Below are 22702 nucleotides of genomic sequence, written 5' to 3' on the forward strand. Positions count from 1 at the left end.
GATTCGCGATCCGCGAAAGCGGCGGGCAGTGCCCGCCCTACGTCACCGCTTCGAAGCCGCGCGTCGGCCCCGACCCGTCGACTTTGCCGCTGCGCGGCTACGCTCAGGATGAACGGCGAGAGGGGTTCCGTGTAGGGCGGGCACCGCCCGCCGGCCGCGGGCCAACTCAACGTCGCCGCGTGCGCGAGGCACCGAGCTTGCGGGTCAGCGTGTTGCGTCCCACGCCGAGCGCCTGCGCCGCGTTCTGCCGATGCCCTTCGTGTGCCTGCAGCGCGGCCTGCAGCAGGGTCTGGTCGAGCGCTTCGCGGGCGCGGGCATGGATGTCCGCCTCGCCATCGGCCAGCGCCTGCGCGGCCCACTCGCGCAATGCGTCGGTCCATTCGCCGCCGCGTGCCGTGTCCGCAGCGTCGCCCAGGTCGCCGGGCAGGATTTCGCTGCCCGGCGCGATCACCGCCAGCCGGCGGCACAGGTTCTCCAGCTCGCGCACGTTGCCGGGATAGTCGCGCTGGGCGACGAGTTTCAGTGCGGCCCTGGAGAAGCGCTTCGGCGACAATTTCAGTTCCTGCGCGGTGGCGGCCAGGAAGTGCTGCGCCAGCAGCGCGATGTCGCCGCGGCGGCTGCGCAGCGGCGGCAGTTCGATGCGCACCACGTCGAGCCGGTGCATCAGGTCGGCGCGGAATGCGCCGGCGGCGACGCGCGCGGAAAGATCCTGATGCGTGGCGGCGACGATGCGCACGTTGCAGCGGATCAGTTCGCGCCCGCCGACCCGGTAGAACTCGCCGCCGGCCAGTACGCGCAGCAACCGCGTCTGCAGGATCAGCGGCATGTCGCCGATCTCGTCGAGGAACAGCGTGCCGCCCTCGGCCTGCTCGAAACGGCCGGCGACGCGGCGGGTGGCGCCGGTGAACGCGCCGGCCTCGTGGCCGAACAGTTCGCTCTCCAGCAGCTCGCTGGGGATCGCGGCGGTGTTCAGTGCGATGAAGGGTTGCTCGCGGCGCGCGCTCTCCTCGTGCAGCGCGCGCGCCACCAGTTCCTTGCCGGTGCCGGTTTCGCCAGTGACCAGCACGTTGAGGTCGCTGGCGGCGACGCGGCCGATCAGCCGGAACACCTCGCGCATCGGCGCGCTGTCGCCGAGCAGGGCGTGGCGGGCGACCGGCGCGGCGGGAGCCGGCGCGGCCACGTTCGCCGCGCTGGCCAGCACGCGCTGCACCACGGCCACGGCGTGATCGAGGTCGAACGGCTTGGCCAGGTAATCCACCGCACCTGCGCGATAGGCTGCCGCCGTGGTGGCGACGTCGGTGTAGGCGCTCATCACGATCACCGGGCCGATCGCGCGTTGCTGCAGGTCGTGCAGCAGGCTCAGGCCGTCCTCGCCCGGCATGCGCACGTCGGTGAGCAGCAGCGCGGGGCGTTCGTCGCGCAACGCCGCGCGCGCCGCCTTGGCATCGCCGAACTCGCGCACCGCGAGGCCGGCATCGCGCAGGGCCTCGGCCAGCACGAAGCGCACGCCGCGGTCGTCGTCGACGATCCAGATTTCCTGCAGGAGCGGACTTTGCGCGCGATGCTTGTCGTTGCGTGACGCAGGAGCATCGCGCACGAGGTGCGCTCCTGCAGGGATCTTCGTCCGGTCAGTCATGCGCGCGCTCCAGCGGCAGGTACAGCGTGAACACGGTCTCGCCGGGGCGGCTGGCGCCGCGCAGTTCGCCGCCGTGTTCGCGGGCGATCTCGCGGGACAGCGCCAGGCCCAGGCCGGTGCCGTCGGCGCGACCGGAGACCAGTGGTTCGAACAAGGTGTCGCGCAGGCCGGCCGGGATGCCGGCGCCGTCGTCGATCAGCTCCAGCCGCAGCGCCGTGCGCAGCATCCGCTCACCGAGGCGCACGCCGTGTTCGACGCGGGTGCGCAGGGTGAGCGTGCGGGCGCCGGCTTCCAGCGCGTTGCGCGCCAGGTTGAGCAGCAGCTGGTGCAGGCGATCGGCATCGCCGAGCAGGTCCGGCACGCTGGGGTCGTAGTCGTGGCGCCATTGCGGCGGCGCCGGCTCGGCCTGCAGCAGGTCGGCGAGGCGCTCCAGCAATTGGTGGATGTTGACCGGGCCGAGCCGCGCGGCGCCGTCGTGGTGCAGCAGGCGATTGGCCAGCGTGCCGAGCCGGTCGGCCTCGTCGATGATCATGCCGGCGAGCGCCTGCAGGTCGTCGTTGTCGACCCGTCGCTGCAGCAGTTGCGCAGCGCCGCGCAGGCCGGCCAGCGGGTTCTTCACCTCGTGCGCGAAACCGCGCAGGGTGGCCGACAGCGGCGAGCTCGCCGACAGTGGCTCGGCCAGCACGTGCACCTCCAGCAGCAGGCCATCGTCGAACGGCTGCAGCGCGATGTCCGCACGGATCTCGCGGCCGTTCGCGGCGGCCAGCGGCACCGCGCGCCACTGCGCCGGCCGCTGCGCGGCCAGCACCCGCGCCGCCCGCGCCACAGCCTCGTCACCGTCGGCAAACAGCAACGTCAGCGGCTGCCCCAACGGGTGGCGCACGCCCAGTTCCAGCCCTTCGACCAGCGCCGGATTGAGCCAGCGCAGGCGCAGCCGGGCGTCGACCAGCACGATGCCGGTTGCCAGCTGCTGTGCCCATGTCTGCCACGCCAGATCGCTCATTGCACCATCATGGGCAATGTATCCATTTGGTGCAAATGCCGGGGACCGCCCCGCCGCAGGCACGACCCCCCGCAACCCGGCGGCACCGCCCCCGCTTCTTGCGGTCGAGCGCGGCGGGCCGCGCGCCCAGTGCGACGCTCAGCCGAACTGCACGCTCAGCATCGAGATCGAGCCGCCGTCCATGCCCTCGACCGGGAACGTCACCGCGTCGCCCTCGTCGCTGGCGCCGAGCACGTACAGCAGCGGCAGGTAGTGGTCGGGCGTGGGGATCGACAGCTCCGCGTCGCGACCCAATGCCTCGTAGTCCACCAGCGCATGGTGATCGCCCTGCAGCATCAGCTCGCGCGCCTTCGCCTCGAAGCGCAGCGCCCAGTCGAACGGCTCGGCCGGATGCCGGCCCCAGGCATAGGCGTGCAGGTTGTGCACCACGTCGCCGCTGCCGATCAGCAGGATGCCCTCCTCGCGCAGCGGCCGCAGCAGGCGGCCCAGGCCGTAGTGGAACGCGGGCGGCTGCGACTCGTCGATGGACAGCTGCACCACCGGCACGTCGGCGTCGGGATAGACGTGGCGCAGCACCGACCAGGTGCCGTGGTCCAGCCCCCACGAGCGATCCTCGCCCACGTCCAGCGGCTGCAGCAGTTCGCGCACGCGGCGCACCAGGTCGAGGTCGCCCGGCGCCGGGTATTGCACCTCGAACAGCTCGCGCGGAAAGCCGCCGAAATCGTGGATCGTGCGCGGCCGGGCCATCGCGGTGAGCAGGGTCGCCGGCACGTACCAGTGCGCGGACACCGACAGCACCGCGCGCGGGCGCGGCAGGCGGCGGCCAAGCGCGGCCCAGCCGCGGCTCCAGTCGTTGTCCTGCAGCGCATTCATCGGATTGCCGTGGCCGAAGAAGATCGTCGGCAGGCGCGTCGAGGTGTTCCGCTCAGTCATCGGGGGACTCCTGCAGTGACGATTCGTATCCACGTACTGCTTACATTCGCGGCGTTAGTCTGGCCCGATCGCCGACGCGACGCCATCGACCATCAGCGCGATACCACCCCAGGGAGGCAAGCATGAACATCGCCCTGATCGGCGTCACCGGCCGCGTCGGCTCACGCCTGCTGGCCGAACTGCTGCGCCGCGGCCACCGCGTCACCGGCATCGCCCGCGACACCGGCAAGCTGGCCGGCCAGCCGGGCCTGGTCCTGAAGAACGCTGACGCCGACCAGCCCGCGCAACTGGCACCGCTGCTGGCCGGCCACGACGCGGTGATCAGCGCGCTGAAGTTCGCCACCATCGAAGCGGCCGCACTGCTCGCCGCGGTGAAACAGGCCGGGGTCAGGCGGCTGCTGGTGGTCGGCGGTGCCGCCACGCTGGAAGTGGCGCCGGGGCAGGTCCTGCTCGACACGCCCGGCTTTCCCGCGGCCTACCGGCCCGAGGCCGAGGGCGGTCGCCGCTTCCTCGACACCTTGCGCGGCGAGCACGACCTCGACTGGACCTTCCTGTCGCCGTCGGCCGAGTTCGCTCCCGGCGAACGCACCGGCAGCTTCCGCGTCGGCGACGACGCGCTGCTCACCGACGCCGGCGGCAAGAGCTGGATCTCGATGGAAGACTACGCGATCGCCCTCGTCGACGAACTGGAAACGCCGAAACATCTCCGGCAGCGGTTCACGGCGGGCTACTGAACCGCGCCCTCACCGCACGCGCCACGAGAACATCCCATGAGCAAGTACAAGGTTGGCTACATCGTCGGCAGCCTCGCCAAGGGCTCGATCAACCGCCAGCTGGCCCACGCGCTGGCAAAACTGGCAGCGCCGCAACTGGAGCTGGTGGAGATCCCGATGGGGACCTGCCGCTGTACAGCTACGACTACGACGCGGATTTCCCGGCGGTGGCGCGCGCGTTCAAGCAGGCGATCGCCGAGGTCGACGCGGTGCTGTTCGTCACGCCGGAATACAACCGCTCGATCCCCGGCGCGCTGAAGAACGCGATCGACTGGGCCAGCCGGCCGTGGGGCAAGAACTCGTTCGCGCGCAAGCCGTCCGCCGTGATCGGCACCTCGCCCGGCTCGATCGGCACCGCGGTCGCCCAGCAACAACTGCGCGGCGTGCTGTGCTTCTGCAACTCGCCGCTGATGAACACGATGGAGGCGTACCTCCAGTTCAAGCCGGGCCTGATCGACGAGGACGGCAACGTCACCAACCCGTCCACCGCCGAGTTCCTGACCAACTACATGAAGGAGCTGCACGTGTTCATCGAACGCGTGCTCACCGTGCTGCCGCGGGAAAGCTGACTCCGGCACGACGACGGGCGCCGCGGCGCCCGTTGTCTTACCGCCTGGACGCCTCGCTCAGAGCGAGTAGTACATCTGGAACTCCAGCGGATGCGTGCTGGCGCGGTACTTGGTCACTTCCTTCATCTTCACCTCGATGTAGGCGTCGATGAAGTCGTCGGTGAACACGCCACCGGCCTTGAGGAACTCGCGGTCCTTGTCCAGCGCTTCCAGCGCGGCGTCGAGGCTGGAGCACACCTGCGGGATGTTTTTCTCCTCTTCCGGCGGCAGGTCGTAGAGGTCCTTGTCGGCCGGCGCGCCCGGGTCGATCTTGTTGAGGATGCCGTCCAGGCCGGCCATCATCAGCGCGGTGAACACCAGGTAGCCGGAGTTCATCGGGTCGGGGAAACGCACCTCGATGCGTCGCCCCTTCGGGCTGGCCACGTAGGGGATGCGGCAGCTCGCGGAACGATTCCGCGCCGAGTACGCCAGCATCACCGGCGCCTCGAAGCCCGGCACCAGGCGCTTGTAGCTGTTGGTGGTGGAGTTGGCGAACGCGTTGATCGCGCGGGCGTGCTTGAAGATGCCGCCGATGTACCACAGCGCGGTCTGGCTCAGGCCGCCGTAGAGATCGCCGGCGAACAGGTTCTCGCCGTTCTTGGCCAGCGACTGGTGCACGTGCATGCCGCTGCCGTTGTCGCCGACCAGCGGCTTGGGCATGAAGGTGACGGTCTTGCCGTTCTGGTGCGCCACGTTCTTGATGACGTACTTCATCGTCATCAGCTCGTCGGCCTTCTTCACCAGCGTGTTGAACTTCACGCCGATCTCGCACTGGCCCGCGTTCGCCACTTCGTGGTGATGCACTTCGACGGTCTGGCCCAGCGATTCGAGCACCTTGCACATGTCCGCGCGCAGGTCGCCCAGCGAATCGACCGGGCTGACCGGGAAATAGCCGCCCTTCACGCCGGGGCGATGACCGTGGTTCTCGCCGTCGTACTTGTAGCGCGACGACCACGCCGCTTCCTCGGAACCGATCTCGTAGAACACGCGGCCCGGGTCGTTCTGCCAGCGCACCGAATCGAAGATGAAGAATTCCGGCTCCGGCCCGAAGAACGCGGTGTCGGCGATGCCGGTGGATTTGAGATACGCCTCGCCGCGCTTGGCGATCGAGCGCGGGTCGCGGCCGTAGGCCTGCATCGTCGACGGCTCCAGCACGTCGCAATGCAGGATCAGCTGCACGTGCGAGCTGAACGGGTCGAGGTGGGCGGTGTCCGGATCGGGCAGCAGGATCATGTCCGACTCGTTGATGCCCTTCCAGCCGGTGATCGAGGAGCCGTCGAACATCTTGCCGTCCTCGAACGTCGACTCGTCGATCGCGTGGGCCGGAAAGGTGACATGGTGGTGCACGCCGAGCATGTCGGCAAAGCGGAAGTCGACGAACTCGACGTCATGTTCCTGGATCAGGTCGAGCACTTGGTTGGCGGCGGACATGGAGCAACCTCGATGGGGATGGACGAACTGGTTGAGCAAGTCGTGTGCCAGCGGGGGAAAGCGTTGCGCGGCAATGGCTTGCGCGATCTCGGACGCGATCGGAGAGTTTCAGGCTGGTGCAATCGCGCATGTGATTGCACCAACCAGGGTCAATCCGCAAGAACCCGGCCGGCCGATTCACCCATCGTAAGCGCTTTCCCCGTGCGAGGTAATGTCCAGCCCTTCGCGCTCCGCTTCATGCGGCACGCGCAGGCCGAAGACCAGCTTGACGACCAGCAAGGCCAGCACGGAAACCACGCCGCTCCACAGCACGGTGATGCCCACTCCCAGCGCCTGCACGCCGAGCTGACGGAGGATCAAGAAGCCCGCCGCGCCGGTGCCGCCCAGCGCCGGGGCGGTGAATACGCCGGTCAGCAGCGCGCCGACGATGCCGCCGATCCCGTGCACGCCGAACACGTCCAGCGCGTCGTCCGCGCGCAGCAGCTTCTTCAGTCCGGTCACGCCCCACACGCAGCAGAGGCTGGCCACCGCACCGATCACGATCGCGCCCATCGGCCCCACCGTGCCGCAGGCCGGCGTGATGCCGACCAGGCCGGCCACCGCGCCGGAGGCGCCGCCGACCATCGACGCGTGGCCGCGCAGGATCGCCTCCACCGCCAGCCACGCCAGCACCGCCGCCGCCGTGGCCAGCAAGGTGTTGAGGAAGGCCAGCGCCGCGCCCGCGTTCGCCTCCAGGTTGGAGCCGGCGTTGAAGCCGAACCAGCCCACCCACAGCAGCGCCGCGCCGATCATGGTGAAGGTCACGTTGTGCGGCTTCATCGGTTCGCGCCCGAAACCCAGCCGCGGCCCGACCAGCCAGGCGCCGACCAGGCCGGCCACGCCGGCGTTGATGTGCACCACCGTGCCGCCGGCAAAATCCAGCGCACCCTTGGCGAACAGATAGCCGTCCGGTCCGTACCAGACCATGTGCGCGATCGGCAGGTAGGCGAAGCTGAACCACAGCGCCGCGAACAGCAGCACGGCGCGAAACCGCATACGCTCGGCCAGCGCGCCCACGATCAGCGCGCCGGTGATGCCGGCGAAGGTGGCCTGGAACGCCACGAACACGTACTCCGGCAGCGCCACGCCGGCGCTGAACGTGGCGGACAGCGTGTCCCTGGTCACGCCGCGCAGGAACACCTTGCCGAAGCCCCCGATCACCGTGCCATCGCCACCGAAGGCGAGGCTGTAGCCGTAGGCCACCCACAGCAGCAGCAGCAACGAGAACACCGTCAACACCTGCATCAGCACCGACAGCACGTTCTTCGCACGCACCAGGCCACCGTAGAACAGCGCCAGCCCCGGCACCGTCATCAGCAGCACCAGCAAGGTGGAGGTGAGCATCCACGCCACGTCGCCCTTGTCGACCGTCGGCACCGGTGTGGCGGCGTGCAGCAGCGGCGCGGCCAGCAGCAGGGCCGCAACGAGGCCGCGGCGGAACTTGAATGATTTCATCGAAAGCCTCGCGGGCTGGGGGTCAGGAGGATGGCGTTCGCCTGAAGGGCGTCGTCCCCGCGAAGGCGGGAATGACGAGAGCCGAAGATTGGGCACTCGAACCGGGTGATGGCCGGATCACAGCGCATCGGCATCGAGCTCGCCGGTGCGGATGCGGACTACCTGCTCGACGTCGGTGACGAAGACCTTGCCGTCGCCGACATTGCCGGTGCGCGCGGCGCGCTGGAGCTCGTCCAGCGCGGTGTCGAGCAGCGCGTCGGGCACCACTGCCTCGACCTTGAGCTTGGGCAGGAAATCGACCACGTACTCGGCGCCTCGATACAACTCGGTGTGGCCCTTCTGGCGGCCGAAGCCGCGCACTTCCGTCACGGTCATCCCGGACACGCCGGCACCTTCCAGCGCATCGCGGACCTCGTCGAGCTTGTGCGGACGGATGACACTGGTGATCAGTTTCATGGGTGGCTCCCGCGGAAATGTGTTCAGAACGACCGGGCCAGGCTCAGCACTGCCGTGGCGCGGCCCAGGTAGTGGCCGCGCGCATTGGTGTAGACCGGGCGGCGCGCGTCGGTGTCGTAGTAGCCCAGCGCCAGCGACCAGTTGCCGGCGAAGCTGCGCGTCACGCCCAGCTTCCAGTCGCTGTACGACGCGCCGGGCACGTTCGCCACCTGCTGGTGGCCGACGTGCGTGTTGAGCTGCCAGCCCGGCGCCAGCGGCTGGTTCCAGGACAGATCCAGGTAGCCGCTGCGCTCACTGTCGGCATAGCCGAACAAGGGGGTGAGTGCGCAGGAGTACTTCAGCGACAGGTTCTTCCAGGCGACCGCGACGTAGATCTCGCTGGTGTTCGGCAACGTGGCGCCCGCGGGATAGCTGCCCGGGTACTGATAGCGATACGCACCCAGGTCGACGCTCCAGCCATCACCGAGACGGCTGCGCCAGCCGCCGTAGAGATCCAGCTCCACGCTGCTGGAAACCGGCGCGGCCGGAGTCGAGGTATCGGACAGCCAGCTGACGTTGCTGCCCCAGCCGCCGACGTACCAGCCGTCGGCGTGATCGAACTCGACGCCGGCCTGCACGGCTGGCTTGCGGTCGGTCTGCGAGATGCCGCGGAACAGGTAGTCGCTGACCACGCCGGCATTGCCGATCCACTGACTGGCCGGCGCGTCGCCCGCCCGCAGCGGTGCCGGGCCGGTGGCGGCGCAGCACGACACGGCCACTGCCGCAAAGATCCCGCTTCGCCTCATGGACCCGCCCTCGAACCGGTGGTGCCGTGGCGATGGCCGTCCAGACGTCCAGACGTCCATGCACCTACGACATGACCGCGCGACCGCGCGGCCTCACCAGACCCTCAGCAAGCCCCATGCCATGCACGGAAACCGTTGCCGTGAGGGCATCGGCGTCGCGGCGGCGCCGCGGACGCCCCTGCGTTCGCACCAACCACGGCGGTCGAGACGACCGGCTTGCACTGTTCCGGTGCGTGCGGGGTCATGCCGGCAAGCGGTTCAACCCGCTCCGCCTCAGGACATCGGCTCCGGCTTCGCGTCCAGCCTGGGCGGCAGTGGGATGAACTCGTCGTGGTCCAGGTCCGGCAGCTTCATGCGCCCGGCGGCCCAGTCGGCGCGGGCCTGGTCGAGCCGCTCCGGCGAGGAGGAGACGAAGTTCCAGTCGATGTAGCGCGGCCCCACCGGCTCGCCGCCCAGTGCCATCACCACCGCGTCGTCCAGCGCGGCGATGGTGGCGGACTTGCCGGCCGTCAGCACCGCCATGCTGCCGGCCTCCACCCGCTGGCCATCCACCTCGACCTCGCCGCTGGCCACATAGACCGCGCGCTCGGCGTACTCCGCCGGCAGCGAGGTGCGCGAGCCCGCACGCAACGTCCAGTGCACGTAGAACTGCGGCGAGTCCACCTTCACCGGCGAGGCCACGCCCGCCAATCGCCCGGCAATCATCCGCCCGTTGACGCCGCCTTCGCCGAATACCGGCAACGCCTCGCTGGCGTAGTGCCAGAAGCCCGGCTCCATTTCCTCGCGTTCATCGGGCAGCGCCGCCCACAGCTGCACGCCATCGAGCGGCCCGCCCTCGCGGCGCAGGCGCTCGAAGCGCTCGGAGTGGGTGATGCCGCGGCCGGCGGTCATCCAGTTGACCTCGCCGGGGCGGATCGGCTGCTCCGAACCGAGGCTGTCGCGGTGCGTGATCTCGCCGTGGAACAGATAGGTGATGGTCGACAGGCCGATGTGCGGGTGCGGGCGCACGTCCGCCTCGCGCGGCAGGCCCGGCGCCAGCTGCTTCGGGCCCATGCGGTCGAAAAAGATGTACGGCCCGACCATGCGGCGCTGGGCGAACGGCAGCACGCGGCCAACCTCGAAACTGCCGAGGTCGCGGCGGCGCTGGGGAATGACGAGTTCGATCATGGCGTACCTCCGGGTGGGCGGGCGGGTCGACGGATGGCCACTATCGCACCGCGGGCGCGCTTTCACCTCTCCGTGCCAGCGCCGGGCCAACCCCGTAAGCTATGCCGCTGCCTACTGCATCGGACCTTCCCGTGATCGACCTGTTCCACGTCATCCTGCTCGGCATCATCGAAGGCATCACCGAATTCCTGCCCATCTCCTCGACCGGCCACCTGCTGATCGCCGAGAAGTTCGGGCTGGGCGCACGCTCGGACCTGTTCAACATCGGCATCCAGGCCGGCGCGATCCTGGCGGTCACGCTGATCTACTGGAAGCGCATCTGGCAGTTGCTGACGCAGTGGCGCGACCCGGCCAACCGCGACTACCTGCTGAAGCTGGTCGTGGCCTTCGCGATCACCGCCGTGCTCGGCTTCATCGCGGTGAAGCTCGGCTTCAAGCTGCCCGAGACGGTGACGCCGATCGCCTGGGCGCTAGTCATCGGCGGCTTCTGGATGATCGGCGCCGAGCTGCTGGCCGCGCGCCAGCCCGAGCGCAGCGAGGTGACCTGGCGGGTGGCGATCCTGGTCGGCATCGCGCAGATGATTGCCGGCATCTTCCCCGGCACCTCGCGCTCGGCGGCGACGATTTTCGCGGCGATGCTGTTCGGCACCAGCAACCGCGCGGCGGCCACCGAGTTCGCCTTCCTGGTCGGCATTCCCACCATGTACGCGGCCACCGGCTACGAGCTGCTGAAGGTGCTGCACGGCGGCAGCGCGGTGCACGAGGACTGGACCGCGCTGGCGGTGGGTTTCGTGGTCTCGGCGATCACCGCCTTCGTCGCGGTGAAGTGGCTGCTCGGCTACATCGTCGGCCACCGCTTCACGCCGTTTGCGATCTATCGCATCGCCTTCGGCGTGGCGCTGCTGTTGCTGGTGCCCGCGGGGGGCTGATCGTCCCGCCGATGCACGCTCCGTCGCCGCACGCCCTGCCCGATGCGCTGGAGCACGACGCGGCACTGCGCTAACCCGACGCGCTGCGCGAGGATTTCGACGCCCGAATATCGCCAGCTTCGCGCGCGCGAGGCGATCCGCCCACGCTGTTCCGGCGACGGCGCCGGAGCCGCTCAGGCCACCAGCGACTCCAGCGGACGCGCACCGGCGCCCGCAACCACCGCGGCTTTCGGCGCAGGCATGCCGGTGGCGCCATGTCCCGGCTGGTTGGTGCGGTCGAACAGCTCGCGCACCCACTCGATGAAGGCCTGCACGCGGGCGGACAGGTGCTTCTTCTGCGGATAGACGATCCACACCGGCTTGCCGGTCGAGGCGGTATCCGTCATCACCAGCTCCAGCATGCCCTTGTCCAGCATGCACGCGGCCAGCATGCGCGGCACCTGCGTGATGCCCAGGCCGGCGGCCACCGCCTGCAGCACCGATTCGCCGTCGTTGATCAGCATGTGCGCGTCGATGTCGACCTCCAGCGGGCCGCCGGGCGTGTCGAACTGCCACTGTCGCGGGCGGCCGTTCGGATACACGTAGTTGATGCAGCGGTGATGCTTCAGATCCTCGATGCTGCGCGGCGCGCCGTACTTGCGCAGGTACTCGGGCGAGGCGCACACGACGTTGCGCAGGTAGCCGATCTTGCGCGCGATCAGGCTGGAATCCTCCAGCTGGCCGACGCGGATCGCGCAATCCAGGCCCTCGCCGTTGAGGTCCGAGGCCGAGTCGCTCATCGACAGCTCCAGCCGGATGTCCGGGTAGCGCTGCTCGAACTCGGTCAGCCGGGGGATCACCGCGGCGCGCCCCACCGACAGCGAGATGCCCACACGCAGCTTGCCGGTGGGTTTGCTGTTGGCGTAGTTGAGCGCCTCGGTGGCCTCGGCGAGATCGGCGAGGATCTCCTTGCAACGGGCATGGAACGCGGCCCCGTCGTCGGTCAGACGCAGCGATCGCGTGGAACGGAACAACAGCCGGGCACCGAGCTGGGTTTCCAGTCGGGTCACGGCCCGGCTGACGCCGGACGGGGTCATGCCCAACTGGCTGGCGGCGGCGGCGAAGCTCTTGGCCTCGACCACGCGGACGAAGGTCGAAATGGCGGAAAAGTCTTCCATTGTTTCAATTCCTCGTCGATTCGTGACTGCGGCGCACGAGTGTAGTGCGCAAGAAACGGATTTTCTATACTGGAAAGTACACCTATTCTCTCGACCCTTCGCCGGGTTCCCCCTCCCCGGCCAACAAGGTGTTGGGAGCGCAAGATGAAAAAACAATGGATGCTGGTCCCCCTGATCGCTGCCGGCGTGCTCGGCAGTTGGGTTCTCCTGCACGGCAACGACAGCCATGCGCAAAGCCCCGCCGGCGGGCCGCCGCCGGAAGTGACCGTGGCGCAGGCGCTGACCCGCAAGGTCAGCGACAGCGCCGAGTTCACCGGCCGGCTGGAAGCGGTCAACACGGTGCAGGTGCAGCCGCGGGTCGGCGGCTTCGTCGAATCGGTGCATTTCCAGGAAGGCGCGCTGGTGCACAAGGGCGACGTGCTGTTCCAGCTCGACGCCCGCCCGTACCAGGCCGAAGTCGACCGGCTGGTCGCCAACCAGGCGCAGGCCAGGGCCGAGCTGAGCCTGGCCGAGACCAACCAGCGCCGCGCCGAGATGCTGCTGGCCCAGCACGCGATCGCGCAGCAGGAAGCCGACCGCCAGGCCACCACCGCGCAGAGCGCGCGGGCGCAGCTCGGTGCCGCCACCGCCGCGCTGGCCGCGGCACGGCTGAACCTGGACTTCACCCAGGTGCGCTCGCCGATCGACGGCCGCGTCAGCAACGCCCGCGTCACCCCCGGCAACCTGGTCACCAGCAACGACGTGCTGACCAGCGTGGTCTCGGTCAACCCGGTCTATGTCTATTTCGACGTGGACGAGCAGACCTGGCTCAAGCTCGACCACCTGCGCGCCGACGCGAAGCAGGCCGGCCGCAACGCGCGGATCGAGGCCGCGATGGGCCTGGCCGACGAGACGGGCTACCCGCATGAAGGCCGCCTCGACTTCGTCGACAACCAGTTGCACACCGGCTCCGGCACGATGCGCCTGCGCGCGGTGTTCGACAACGCCGACGGCCTGTACACGCCCGGCCTGTACGCCCGCGTGCAGCTGCAGAGCGGCCAGGCCCGCCCGCGCGTGCTGGTCGACGACCGCGCGATCGGCACCGACCTCGGCAACCAGTTCGTCTACGTGGTCGACAAGGAGCACAAGGTGCAATACCGCAAGGTCGACACCGGTGCCTTGTTCCACGGCCTGCGCGTGATCGACAGCGGCCTGGCGCCGACCGACCTGGTGGTGGTGAACGGCCTGCAGCGCGTGCGCCCCGGGGTCGAGGTGAATCCGCAGAAGGTGGCCATGAGCTACCGGCTGGACGCGACCGACAAGGCGCTGGTCGAGCGCGGCGATGCACCGAACGCCGATTCGCGCACCGCGCAGGCCAACACGGCGAGCCCAAAGACCCCGCAAGGCTGACCACACTCTCCCTCTCCCTGCCGTGCAGGGGGAGGAGCAAAGAAGACCGAGGCCGCGCAGCGGCTTCGTCGAGGATCTTTTGCATGAAAAACATCGCCCAATTCTTCGTCGACCGGCCGATCATGGCCGCCGTGCTGTCGCTGCTGTTCGTGATCACCGGCTCCATCGCGGTGTTCCAGCTGCCGATCAGCGAATACCCGGAAGTGGTGCCGCCCACCGTGGTGGTGCACGCCAGCTATCCCGGTGCCAACCCGAAAGTGATCGCGCAAACCGTCGCCACGCCGCTGGAGGAACAGATCAACGGCGCCGAAGGCATGCTGTACACCTCCTCGCAGGCCACCAGCGACGGCAGCCTGACGCTGACCGTGACGTTCGCGCTGGGCACCGATCTCAACAACGCCCAGGTCGACGTGCAGAACCGCGTGGCGCAGGCCCTGCCGAAACTGCCGGAGGAAGTGCAGCGGCTCGGCGTGACCACGCAGAAGAGTTCGCCCGACCTGACCATGGTCGTGCATCTCACCTCGCCCGATCAGCGCTACGACATGCTGTACCTGTCGAACTACGCGCGATTGCACGTGAAGGACGTGCTGGGGCGGCTCGACGGCGTCGGCGACGTGCAGATCTTCGGCGCCGGCGAATACTCGATGCGCGTGTGGCTGGACCCGCAGAAGCTGGCGCAGCGCTCGCTCACCACCGGCGACGTGATCAACGCGATCCGCGAGCAGAACGTGCAGGTCGCCGCCGGCGCGCTGAATGCGCCGCCCGGCCCGAGCAACAATGCGTTCCAGCTCAACATCAACACCCGCGGCCGACTGGTCAGCGAGGACGATTTCCGCAACATCATCGTGCGCACCGACGCGAACGGCGGCGTGACGCATCTGAGTGATGTCGCCAAGGTCGACCTCGGCTCGAACAACTACGCGCTGCGCAGCCTGCTCGACAACAAGCCGGCGGTGGCGCTGCCGATCTTCGCGCGGCCGGGTTCCAACGCGATCCAGATCTCCGACGAAGTGCGCGCCACGATGGCGCAGCTGAAGCAGGATTTCCCGCAAGGCGTCGACTATTCGATCGTGTACGACCCGACCGTGTTCGTGCGCGGCTCGATCGAGGCGGTGGCGCACACGCTGCTGGAAGCGATCCTGCTGGTGGTGCTGGTGGTGATCCTGTTCCTGCAGACCTGGCGCGCCTCGATCATCCCGCTGGTGGCGGTGCCGGTATCGCTGATCGGCACCTTCGCGGTGATGCACCTGGCCGGCTTCTCGCTCAATGCCTTGAGCCTGTTCGGACTGGTGCTGGCGATCGGCATCGTGGTCGATGACGCGATCGTGGTGGTGGAGAACGTCGAGCGGCATATCGAACTGGGCGAGTCGCCACGCAACGCGACACGCAAGGCGATGCACGAAGTCACCGGCCCGATCGTGGCGACCGCGCTGGTGCTGTGCGCGGTGTTCATCCCGACCGCCTTCGTCAGCGGCCTCACCGGCCAGTTCTATCGCCAGTTCGCGCTGACCATCGCGATCTCCACGGTGATCTCCGCGTTCAATTCGCTGACCCTGAGCCCGGCGCTGGCCGCCGTGCTGCTGAAGCCGCATGACGCGCCGAAGGACCGCCTCACCCGCGGCATCGACCGTGCGTTCGGCTGGCTGTTCCGTCCGTTCAACCGGATGTTCCATCGCGGTTCGGAGCGCTACGTGGGCGGCGTCAAGCGCATCGTCGGCAAGGGCAAGCTGGCGCTGGTGGTCTATGCCGGCCTGATCGCGCTGACCTGGTTCGGCTTCTCGCACGTGCCGACCGGTTTCGTGCCGGGCCAGGACAAGCAGTACCTGGTGGCGTTCGCCCAGCTGCCCGACGCGGCGTCACTCGATCGTTCGGACGACGTCATCCGGCGCATGAGCGCGATCGCGCTGAAACAGCCGGGCGTGCAACACGCGGTGGCGTTCCCCGGCCTGTCGATCAACGGTTTCACCAACTCGACCAACTCCGGCATCGTGTTCGTCACGCTGAAGCCGTTCGAGGATCGGCGCAGCGCGGATCTTTCCGCCGGCGCGATCGCCGGCGCGCTGAACCAGAAGTTCGGCGCGATCCAGGATGCCTACATCGCGGTGTTCCCGCCGCCGCCGGTCATGGGGCTGGGCACGATCGGCGGGTTCCGCATGCAGATCGAGGATCGCAGCGACCGTGGTTTCGACGAGCTGTACAAGCAGACGCAGAACCTGATCGCTGCCAGCCGGAAAGACCCGGCACTAGCCGGACTGTTCTCCAGCTTCCAGGTCAGCGTGCCGCAGGTGGACGCCGACGTGAACCGCGAGAAGGCCAAGGCCGAGGGCGTGAACCTGGGCGACGTCTACCAGACCATGCAGGCCTACATGGGCTCGCTCTACGTCAACGACTTCAACCGCTTCGGCCGCACCTACCAAGTGAACGTGTCGGCCGACCCGGCGTTCCGCCACACGCCCGAGGACATCCTGCAACTGAAGACGCGCAACGCGCAGGGCCAGATGGTGCCGCTGGGCTCGTTCGTCACCGTGCAGCACGGTGCCGGCCCGGACCGCGTGCAGCACTACAACGGCTATCCGACCGCCGAGATCAATGGCGGCCCGGCGCCCGGCTTCAGTTCCGGCCAGGCGCAGGCGGCCATGGAAAAGCTGGCCAAGGACAACCTGCCCAATGGCATGAGCTTCGAGTGGACCGAGCTGACCTACCAGCAGATCCTCGCCGGCAATACCGCGATCCTGGTGTTCCCGCTGTGCGTGCTGCTGGTGTTCCTGGTGCTGTCGTCGCTGTACGAGAGCTGGTCGCTGCCGCTGGCGGTGATCCTGATCGTGCCGATGGTGCTGTTGTCCGCGATCGCCGGCGTGTGGCTGTCCGGTGGCGACAACAACATCTTCACCCAGATCGGATTGATCGTCTTGGTCGGACTGGCGTGCAAGAACGCGATCCTGATCGTGGAGTTCGCCCGCGAACGCCAGCATGAAGGCATGGCGCGTCACGAGGCGGTGCTGGAAGCGGCGAAGCTGCGCCTGCGGCCGATCCTGATGACGTCGTTCGCCTTCATCATGGGCGTGGTGCCACTGGTGACTTCGCACGGCGCCGGCGCCGAGATGCGCCATGCGATGGGCGTGGCGGTGTTCGCCGGCATGCTGGGCGTGACCATCTTCGGGCTGATCTACACGCCGCTGTTCTACGTCGTCATTCGCGCCCTGGTCGAACGCCGCGAGGCGCGCGCGGCAGAACGCGCCGCCGCGCATGCGCTGCCGGCGCTGGAGAATCACTGATGAAGATGTTCACGACCATGTCCGGGCTCGCCGCGCAAGGCTCCCGTAGGGCGGGCACCGCCCGCCACACCACCACAACAGGCGACACCGGCACCACGGCGGGCAGTGCCCGCCCTACGCACCACACGGCTTTCGCGGCGATGACGGTGACGGTGCGCGGCACGCTGCTGGCGACCGCTCTTGCGCTGGCCGGCTGCGTCACGGTCGGCCCGGATTACCACGCCGCAAAACCCGCCGCGCCGCAGCTGGCACTTGATGCTGCGCAGGAAAGCAACGCGCAATTCCAGGCTGCATGGTGGAAGCAGTTCAACGACCCGACGCTGGATGCGTTGATCCAGCGCGCCGCGGCGAACAACCTCGACCTTCGCATCGCGGTGGCGCGGCTGCATGAATCGCGTGCACTGCTCAGCGGCAGCAAGGCCGCCCGGTTGCCGACGATCGACACGGACGTGAACTACACCCGCAGCCGCGGCCAGCAGCCGGGCTTCAGCGACCAGCGCCGCACCACGACGACCTACCAGGCCGGCTTCGATGCGTCGTGGGAGCTGGACCTGTTCGGCGGCATACGCCGTTCGGTGGAGGCGGCCGGTGCCGACCTCGGCGCCAGCGAGGCCGCGCTGCACGACGCGCAGGTCAGCCTGCTGGCCGAGGTCGCGCGCAATTATTTCGAGTTGCGCGGCAGCCAGTCGCGGCTCGACATCGCCCAGCGCGACATCGAGAACCAGCGACAGACCCTGCACCTGACCGAGGTGCGCCAGCAGCTCGGTGCCGGCTCCGAACAGGATGTGGCCAGCGCGAAAGCGCGCCTCAGCGCCGTGCAGGCGCAGTTGCCGGTGCTGCAGACCGCGGTGAGCGCGAGTGAATTCCGCCTCGCGGTGCTGCTGGGCGAGCGACCGGGCGAGCTCGACATCGACGTATCGCCGAAGAGCTTCACGCCGATCGCCACGACCTTGCCGATCGGTGATGCCGGCGACGTGCTCGCACGCCGTCCGGACGTCCAGATGGCTGAACGCGAATACGCCGCCGCCAATGCGCGCATCGGCGTGGCCAAGGCCGACTTCTTCCCGCACATCTCGCTGGGCGGCTTCCTCGGCTTCCTGTCCGGGCGCAGCAACGACTTCGGCAGCCCGTCGACGCGCGCGTGGACGCTGGCGCCCAGCATCAGCTGGGCCGGGCTCAACGTGCAGCGCGTGCGCGCGAACCTGCACGCCAGCGAAGCGCGCGCCGATGCGGCGCAGGCGAACTACCAGCGCACCGTGCTGGAGGCGATCGAGGACATCGACAACGCGGTCACCGGCTTCAACCAGCAACGCATCCGCGTGAACCACCTGATCGAACAGGGCACGCAGAGCAAGCGCGCCGCCGACCTCGCCCGCGTGCGCTACCAGGAAGGCGCCACCGGTTTCCTCGAACTGCTCGATGCCGAACGCACCCAGCTCGCCGCCGAGGACGACCTGGCCCAGGCCGAGGCGGCGATCAACACCCGCGCCGTCGCGCTGTACAAGGCGCTCGGCGGCGGCTGGCAGGCCTGCGGCGACGAGCGCTGCAGCGCGGTGGCACAGCGGGGCGCCGCCCCATGAGCCGGCCGGCCCGACGCGTGCCGGCGGCAACGCCGGCGATCACGCCGACCTATCGCGTGGCGCTGGTCAGCGGCGCCAACCGCGGCCTCGGCTTCGAGGTGGCGCGCCAGCTCAGCGAGCACGGCATGACCGTGCTGCTGGGCTCGCGCGATCCCGACAAGGGCCTGCACGCGGCGCGCCAGCTCGCCGGCGCGTCCGGCGAGGTGATCGCGGTACAGCTCGACGTCACGCAGCAGGACCAGGTCGATACGCTGGCACGCTGGATCGAGATCACCTACGGCCGGCTCGACGTGCTGGTCAACAACGCCGGCGGCTACTACGACCACGACGGGCTGGCCAGCGACGGCGACCTCACACTTGCATGGGGCGCGATGCAGACCCACCTGTTCGGCAGCTGGCGGCTGACCAGCGCGATGCTGCCGCTGATGCGCCGGCACGGCTACGGCCGCATCGTCAACGTGTCCAGCGGCTGCGGTGCCAGCAGTTCGAGCAGCAACCATTGCGTGGCCTATCGCACCTCCAAGTCCGCGCTCAACACTTATACGCGTACGCTGGCGGCGGAGCTGGAGGGCAGCGGCATCGCGGTCAACGCGGTGTGCCCAGGCTGGGTCGCCACTGAACTCGGTGGCCCCGGCGGCCGGCCGGTGAGCCTGGGCGCCGCCGGCATCGTGTGGGCCGCCAGCCTGCCGACGCCGGCGCCCACCGGTCGCTTCTTCCGCGATGGCGAACAAATCGCCTGGTGATCGTCCCTTTCCACCCTGGAGCTTTTCGCATGCCGCAAGACGCTTCGACCAATCGCCGCATCCTGCTCGCCTCCCGCCCGCACGGGTTGCCGACCGCGCAGGATTTCCGCCTCGACCATGCACCGCTCCCGGCGCCCGGCGACGGCGAGGTGTTGCTGCGCACGCTGTATCTCTCGCTCGATCCGTACATGCGCAACCTGATGGACGAGGCCGGCACCGAGTACGCGCCCGGGCTGGAACTGGGCCAGCCGATGATGGGCGGCACGGTGAGCCGCGTGGTCAGCTCGCGGCATGCCGGCTTCCACCCCGGCGAGCTGGTACTGGCCAGCGCCGGCTGGCAGGACTACGCCGTGGCCGCGGGCGACACGCTGACGGCGCTGGGCGACCTGGCGCAGCCTTCGCTCGCACTGGGCGGCCTGGGCATGACCGGTTTCACCGCCTATGTCGGCCTGCTCGACATCGGCCAACCGCGGCCGGGCGAGACCGTGGTGGTGGCCGCCGCGACCGGCGCGGTCGGTGCGGTGGTGGGACAGATCGCCCGGCTCAAGGGCGCACGGGTGGTCGGCATCGCCGGCGGCCCCGCCAAGTGCCGCCACGCGGTGGAGGAGCTGGGCTTCGACGCCTGCCTCGACCACCGCGCGCCGGATCTCGCCGGGCGCCTCGCCGCGGCCTGCCCGGACGGCATCGACGTGTACTTCGAGAACGTGGGCGGCGCGGTGTTCGACGCCGTGCTGCCGTTGCTCAACCACCATGCGCGGGTGCCGGTGTGCGGCATGATCGCGCACTACAACGACGCCGCGCCGCCGGCAGGGCCGGATCGCCGCCCGCAGCTGGTGGCCAGCGTGCTGCAGAAGCGCATCCGCATGCAGGGCTTCGTCATCCTCGACCACTACGCCGATCGCTTCGCCGCTTTCCGCAGCGACATGCAGGCCTGGCTCGACGCGGGCCGGATCAAGCTGCGCGAGGATCGCGTCGAGGGCCTGGAAAACGCGCCGGCCGCCTTCATCGGCCTGCTCGAAGGGCGCAACTTCGGCAAGCTGGTGGTGCACGTGGCCGACGATTGACGTTCCGCTGCGTCTCAGCGGCTGCCTACCGCGCTGTGCTGCGAGTACAGCGCATGCCAGCGGCCGCCCTGGTAGACGAAGATGTCGGAGGAGCGCACGCCGTTCTGCGGCCCCAGCTGCGGGTCGTAGAAGGTGATGATCGCGGTGTCGCCGCGGATCACCACCGATTTCCCCAGCGGGTTCGCCTTCAGCCACGCTGTCGCGGAAGGTCTGCAGGTAGGGAAACAGCTCGCCATTGACGAACTCGATCAGGTCCTTGCCGGTGAGCGCGGCGTTGAGATCAGGCGTGCCGTCGGCCGCCTTCGGCGCGGCCCAGGCTTGCCAGCGATACGGCTCGCGAGGATGGGGGTGTAGTCACGGCCTTCCAGAGCGGCCTCGTCTTCCCACTCCTTCTCCATATCGTCGATATCGTCGAGGTATTTGAGGAACAGCAGCCACGAGGTCTGTTCGGCATAGTCCAGCTCGGACGCCAGACCTTCGTCGTTCCGCATGACGCGGCCCATGTTGTTGAAGGCGTTTTCGAACATGCGGCGTCGTTGTTCCCAAGGTCTGATCGGCACGATGCCGCCGCGCGCGCACGGGCGCGACGACAGTCGCACCCGTACAAGGGTGACAGGTCGATGAAGGATGGTCGGCGGCACCATGGGGTTCGTCAAGCCACCCGTGCGCAGCGCTCCCCGCTAAACCATCCCGTCCCGTTTGCCAAGCGGTTCGCATTCCGGCATTGATGGCGTCCGCAGTTCCGGCAACGCGGCGTGCGCAGCGGGCGCGGATCGCGCGATAAAGGCGGGGACGGCGGTCGCAGGGGGTGGCCGCGTCTGCCCGGTGGGGCTCTGCCATGAAGAAGATCGCCCTGGTCGTACTGACACTCGCCGCGTTCGCGCTGCCGAACGGTACGGCGCGAGCGGCGGAAGCGGCGGGCACGATGCGCGCGGCCGGCCACGGCGGCGCGGCCGCAGCGGGGGGCGATGTGTTCGAGGCGGCCATCGCCAGGTTCGACTGGCACCCGCGGGCCGGCGGCCTGCTGCTGTCGGTGGGGGCGGTGATCGACGATATCCGGGTGGCCGCCATGGCCCACCCGCCCATCCCCGGCCGGAACGCATTGGGCGACGCCTGGGTCCAGGCGCGCATGCCCTCGCGGCGAGAACTGGCGGCGTATCTGGGCATCGGCTACCGCGCGGCCGACTCCGGCTTCTACGGGCAGGCCGGCGTGGCGGCGGCGACGGGCCTGGATGGCGAGCCCCGCCGCGCGCGGGAGCAGGCGGTCTACCCGGTGCTGGAGCTGGGCTGGTCGCGTCGCTTCTAGCCGGGAAGTGCGCGCCCGTGCCAAAAGACTCCCCACGAGCGTTGAAGTCGTTGGAAAGTCTGTCGTCGCCTGCGGCCTCGTCGGGCTGACCTGGCGCGCATGCACGGGGGACAACGGCAACAACCACGTCTGGCGCGTGTTGCGGGCGCCGTGGCGCGGCAAAACGCACGCCGTGATTCCGACCCGCAGGGCCGCTTCCTGCTCTACGCCGGCGACCAGGGCGATGCGCTGGGCCGCGCCGACATCTGCATCGTGTTCCGCCAGCCCGACGGCAGCTGGGGCAGGCCCGCGCACCTGGGCGAGGGGATCAACAGCCGCACGCTGGAGAACGCGCCCTCGCTGGGGCCGGCGTTCGGCGAGCTGTTCGTGTCGAGCAACCGCCGCGAGGAGGTGAGCTTTCCCAAACCGCGCGACGACGCAGCCACCCTGCAACGGCGCCTGCAGTCACCATTGAACGGCTCGCGCAACCTCTGGCGCTTCGACATCTCCGCCGTGCTGCGGACGCACGGCATCACGCCGGCGACGACCGGCACGGCATCGCCTTGAGGAACCTCGCGGGCCAACGATGGAGCGCGCCGGCGCGCTACACCCACACGTCGTCGGGTGCAGTACGAGCGCCACCGGCGTCGCCCGTGTTGACCACCCCGCGCGGCTCGACCAGCATCACGCTGCACTCCTCCGCGGCCACCGGGCGATGCTCCTCGCCCTTGCGCACCACGTACATTTCGCCGGCAACCAGCGGCACGGAGCGATCCCTGAACTCCAGCGTCAAGGCGCCCTGCAGCACGATGAAGACCTCGTCCGTATCCGCATGCGCGTGCCAGACGAACTCGCCCTTGAGCTTGGCCAGCTTGAACTGGTAGTCGTTCATCTCCGCGACGACGCGGGGCGACCAGTGCTCGCTGAACCGGGCCAGCTTGTCGCGCAGGTTGATCGCCCGATCGGTCATGGTGCATCCCCGGTGGTGTCGTTG

At 69.0% G+C, this 22702-nt stretch carries 21 protein-coding genes and 1 pseudogene; 10 read left to right on the top strand and 12 right to left on the bottom strand.

Annotated elements, in window-relative coordinates; translation table 11 throughout:
- Positions 1 to 166: 166 nt before the first annotated feature.
- The 3 genes from ntrC to ygiD form a co-directional block, all read right to left on the bottom strand.
- Positions 167 to 1636, bottom strand: a complete 1470-nt coding sequence (ntrC, locus tag ACVCL9_RS13490) for a nitrogen regulation protein NR(I) (RefSeq protein WP_447097750.1) — start codon at positions 1634 to 1636, stop codon at positions 167 to 169.
- Positions 1629 to 2639: a two-component system sensor histidine kinase NtrB gene (locus ACVCL9_RS13495; RefSeq protein WP_447097749.1), complete on the bottom strand. Its 1011-nt coding sequence runs from the start codon at positions 2637 to 2639 to the stop codon at positions 1629 to 1631. The genes ntrC and ACVCL9_RS13495 overlap by 8 nt, the downstream gene beginning before the upstream one ends.
- 138 nt (positions 2640 to 2777) lie before the next feature.
- Positions 2778 to 3572 carry a 4,5-DOPA-extradiol-dioxygenase gene (ygiD, locus tag ACVCL9_RS13500; protein ID WP_447097748.1) on the bottom strand — a complete coding sequence of 265 codons (795 nt, stop codon included), beginning with the start codon at positions 3570 to 3572 and terminating at the stop codon, positions 2778 to 2780.
- 122 nt (positions 3573 to 3694) lie between these two features.
- On the opposite strand from ygiD, the gene ACVCL9_RS13505 reads away from it, so the two are divergent.
- Together ACVCL9_RS13505 and ACVCL9_RS13510 are read left to right on the top strand one after the other, a co-directional pair.
- Entirely contained in the window at positions 3695 to 4306 is a 612-nt protein-coding gene (locus ACVCL9_RS13505) for an NAD(P)-dependent oxidoreductase (protein WP_447097747.1), read from the top strand.
- A 36-nt stretch (positions 4307 to 4342) separates the two neighbouring features.
- Positions 4343 to 4914: pseudogene (locus tag ACVCL9_RS13510) on the top strand (NADPH-dependent FMN reductase).
- A 57-nt stretch (positions 4915 to 4971) separates the two neighbouring features.
- Here the strand turns inward: ACVCL9_RS13510 and glnA are convergent.
- From glnA to ACVCL9_RS13535, 5 genes are all read right to left on the bottom strand, one after another.
- Positions 4972 to 6384 carry a type I glutamate--ammonia ligase gene (glnA, locus tag ACVCL9_RS13515; RefSeq protein ID WP_447097746.1) on the bottom strand — a complete coding sequence of 471 codons (1413 nt, stop codon included), beginning with the start codon at positions 6382 to 6384 and terminating at the stop codon, positions 4972 to 4974.
- Positions 6385 to 6561: 177 nt separating this feature from the next.
- Complete coding sequence (locus tag ACVCL9_RS13520) at positions 6562 to 7878, bottom strand: ammonium transporter (RefSeq protein ID WP_447097745.1); 1317 nt, start codon at positions 7876 to 7878, stop codon at positions 6562 to 6564.
- A gap of 117 nt (positions 7879 to 7995) precedes the next feature.
- Entirely contained in the window at positions 7996 to 8334 is a 339-nt protein-coding gene (locus tag ACVCL9_RS13525) for a P-II family nitrogen regulator (RefSeq protein ID WP_395120700.1), read from the bottom strand.
- Between the two features lie 23 nt (positions 8335 to 8357).
- Positions 8358 to 9119, bottom strand: coding sequence for a TorF family putative porin (locus ACVCL9_RS13530; RefSeq protein ID WP_447097744.1), 762 nt, complete (start codon positions 9117 to 9119; stop codon positions 8358 to 8360).
- Positions 9120 to 9392: 273 nt separating this feature from the next.
- Positions 9393 to 10286: a pirin family protein gene (locus tag ACVCL9_RS13535; RefSeq protein WP_447097743.1), complete on the bottom strand. Its 894-nt coding sequence runs from the start codon at positions 10284 to 10286 to the stop codon at positions 9393 to 9395.
- 131 nt (positions 10287 to 10417) lie between these two features.
- On the opposite strand from ACVCL9_RS13535, the gene ACVCL9_RS13540 reads away from it, so the two are divergent.
- Positions 10418 to 11215, top strand: a complete 798-nt coding sequence (locus tag ACVCL9_RS13540) for an undecaprenyl-diphosphate phosphatase (protein ID WP_447097742.1) — start codon at positions 10418 to 10420, stop codon at positions 11213 to 11215.
- Positions 11216 to 11388: 173 nt separating this feature from the next.
- Here the strand turns inward: ACVCL9_RS13540 and ACVCL9_RS13545 are convergent, their stop codons facing one another.
- Positions 11389 to 12372 carry a LysR family transcriptional regulator gene (locus ACVCL9_RS13545; protein WP_447097741.1) on the bottom strand — a complete coding sequence of 328 codons (984 nt, stop codon included), beginning with the start codon at positions 12370 to 12372 and terminating at the stop codon, positions 11389 to 11391.
- A gap of 144 nt (positions 12373 to 12516) precedes the next feature.
- Between ACVCL9_RS13545 and ACVCL9_RS13550 the strand changes: the two genes are divergently transcribed.
- The 5 genes from ACVCL9_RS13550 to ACVCL9_RS13570 all read left to right on the top strand — a co-directional run bounded on the left by ACVCL9_RS13550 (position 12517) and on the right by ACVCL9_RS13570 (position 20423).
- Positions 12517 to 13761, top strand: coding sequence for an efflux RND transporter periplasmic adaptor subunit (locus ACVCL9_RS13550; RefSeq protein WP_447097740.1), 1245 nt, complete (start codon positions 12517 to 12519; stop codon positions 13759 to 13761).
- 83 nt (positions 13762 to 13844) lie between these two features.
- The gene (locus ACVCL9_RS13555; protein ID WP_447097739.1) at positions 13845 to 17036 is read left to right on the top strand and encodes an efflux RND transporter permease subunit; all 3192 of its coding nucleotides are present in this window, start codon (positions 13845 to 13847) and stop codon (positions 17034 to 17036) included.
- Positions 17037 to 17176: 140 nt separating this feature from the next.
- Positions 17177 to 18616 (top strand): efflux transporter outer membrane subunit, encoded by a 1440-nt coding sequence (locus ACVCL9_RS13560; protein ID WP_447099507.1) that lies wholly within the window; start codon positions 17177 to 17179, stop codon positions 18614 to 18616.
- Positions 18613 to 19359 carry an SDR family NAD(P)-dependent oxidoreductase gene (locus ACVCL9_RS13565; protein WP_447097738.1) on the top strand — a complete coding sequence of 249 codons (747 nt, stop codon included), beginning with the start codon at positions 18613 to 18615 and terminating at the stop codon, positions 19357 to 19359. The genes ACVCL9_RS13560 and ACVCL9_RS13565 overlap by 4 nt, the downstream gene beginning before the upstream one ends.
- Before the next feature lie 29 nt (positions 19360 to 19388).
- Positions 19389 to 20423, top strand: a complete 1035-nt coding sequence (locus tag ACVCL9_RS13570; RefSeq protein WP_447097737.1) for an NADP-dependent oxidoreductase — start codon at positions 19389 to 19391, stop codon at positions 20421 to 20423.
- A gap of 14 nt (positions 20424 to 20437) precedes the next feature.
- Here ACVCL9_RS13570 and ACVCL9_RS13575 read toward each other — a convergent pair whose 3' ends face one another.
- Together ACVCL9_RS13575 and ACVCL9_RS13580 are read right to left on the bottom strand one after the other, a co-directional pair.
- Positions 20438 to 20659 (bottom strand): hypothetical protein, encoded by a 222-nt coding sequence (locus ACVCL9_RS13575; protein ID WP_447097736.1) that lies wholly within the window; start codon positions 20657 to 20659, stop codon positions 20438 to 20440.
- A gap of 12 nt (positions 20660 to 20671) precedes the next feature.
- On the bottom strand, positions 20672 to 20950 hold the full coding sequence (locus ACVCL9_RS13580; RefSeq protein ID WP_447097735.1) for a type I restriction-modification system subunit M N-terminal domain-containing protein: 279 nt from the start codon (positions 20948 to 20950) through the stop codon (positions 20672 to 20674).
- Positions 20951 to 21261: 311 nt separating this feature from the next.
- On the opposite strand from ACVCL9_RS13580, the gene ACVCL9_RS13585 reads away from it, so the two are divergent.
- Together ACVCL9_RS13585 and ACVCL9_RS13590 are read left to right on the top strand one after the other, a co-directional pair.
- On the top strand, positions 21262 to 21729 hold the full coding sequence (locus ACVCL9_RS13585) for a hypothetical protein (RefSeq protein ID WP_447097734.1): 468 nt from the start codon (positions 21262 to 21264) through the stop codon (positions 21727 to 21729).
- A 150-nt stretch (positions 21730 to 21879) separates the two neighbouring features.
- The gene (locus ACVCL9_RS13590) at positions 21880 to 22275 is read left to right on the top strand and encodes a hypothetical protein (protein ID WP_447097733.1); all 396 of its coding nucleotides are present in this window, start codon (positions 21880 to 21882) and stop codon (positions 22273 to 22275) included.
- Positions 22276 to 22312: 37 nt separating this feature from the next.
- On the opposite strand, the gene ACVCL9_RS13595 is transcribed toward ACVCL9_RS13590, so the two are convergent.
- On the bottom strand, positions 22313 to 22678 hold the full coding sequence (locus ACVCL9_RS13595) for a cupin domain-containing protein (protein ID WP_447097732.1): 366 nt from the start codon (positions 22676 to 22678) through the stop codon (positions 22313 to 22315).
- Positions 22679 to 22702 lie beyond the last annotated feature (24 nt).

Source organism: Rhodanobacter sp. UC4438_H5, from assembly GCF_052978405.1.